Source organism: Halorubrum sp. SP9, assembly GCF_005435015.1.
Taxonomy (GTDB): Archaea; Halobacteriota; Halobacteria; order Halobacteriales; family Haloferacaceae; genus Halorubrum; species Halorubrum sodomense.
Genome location: NZ_SGXU01000135.1, coordinates 1 through 1,069 on the forward strand (window position 1 = coordinate 1; position 1,069 = coordinate 1,069).

1 protein-coding gene is annotated in these 1,069 nt (G+C 58.8%); it reads right to left on the bottom strand.

Annotation, left to right across the window (positions count from 1 at the left end; genetic code table 11):
* Positions 1-1,069, bottom strand: a 1,069-nt coding sequence (locus EXE45_RS16840; RefSeq protein WP_137695010.1) for a DUF499 domain-containing protein, incomplete at both ends; no start/stop codon positions are given.

Genomic DNA, 1,069 nt, shown 5'->3' on the forward strand with positions numbered 1-1,069 from the left:
GCGCCCCGTCTGTTTCCTGCTCGCCAGCAGCGAGGAACACGATGTTGTTCCGGTAGACTCGCTTCTTTTCGGACCCCGGCGAGTTCCCCGTCTTGTTCGCCAGCGTCTGGAGGAGTTCGGGAGGCTCGTCAAGGTCGCTCGTGACGGTCACCGCGTCGAAGCCCATCACACACAGACGGACTGTTTCGTAGTCGTCTGGGACCTCGTAGGGTGCTTGCGGGTCGTAGATAGTCTCGAAGACACCACCGCCAAGCGCACCTCGAATCGTCTGTTCGAGACGGTTGCGAGCGACACCGGGCTCGATTTGCTGCGCCTCGTTGGTGATGAGCTTCGAAATCTTCGGCTCTCCCTTGAACCGAAGGAGACCGTTCTCCGTCTCATAGAGGAAGAACGCCTCTGTGTCCGGGTTCGAGCCCGTCTCGTTCAGGTTTTTCAGAGCGTCACGGTAGTGGTCAAGTTCGACGCCCGGCTCCAGAATCATCTCCCAAAGCTTCCGACGAGTTACACCACGACCGCGGTTCCCCCCGGAGACAATACTTTTCCAGAGGATGGTCGTTCCGAGGTGAGTCGCAATCGGCGGGTGGCCCATTGGCGTCCAGTTGTCATCCTCATACTGGCACGCTGCCTTGCCGTCGTTCGTGTAGATGTCCGACTTCGAGGCAGTCCGGAGGTCTTGCTCGATGTGCTCGAAGAGGTCGAGGAGCGTCGACCAAACGTGGTCGTCCGAGGGATGCATATCGAACGTCCGGACGTAGTGACGGTCCGCGTTCGACTCCTCGTTGCTCCAGATGTGATGGACCGCTCGCGAGACTAGTTTGAGTGCACCCCGGGTCCGCTGGAAGTTGGGTAGCGTGTCTATCTCTTTCCCCAGAAGGTCGATGAGCGTCGGGTGGAACGGGTACGTTTGTTCCAGTTGCTCTTTGAACTCTGCCTTGGTGACTCTGTCAGGGAGCTCGTCTTCGAAGTCACGGTAGTAGCTTTGGTACGATTCAGCCACGCGAGATGCAACATCGTCGTCGACCGACTCGAACAATCGATGCCGGAGGACTGCCGCGACCTCGTCGTCATC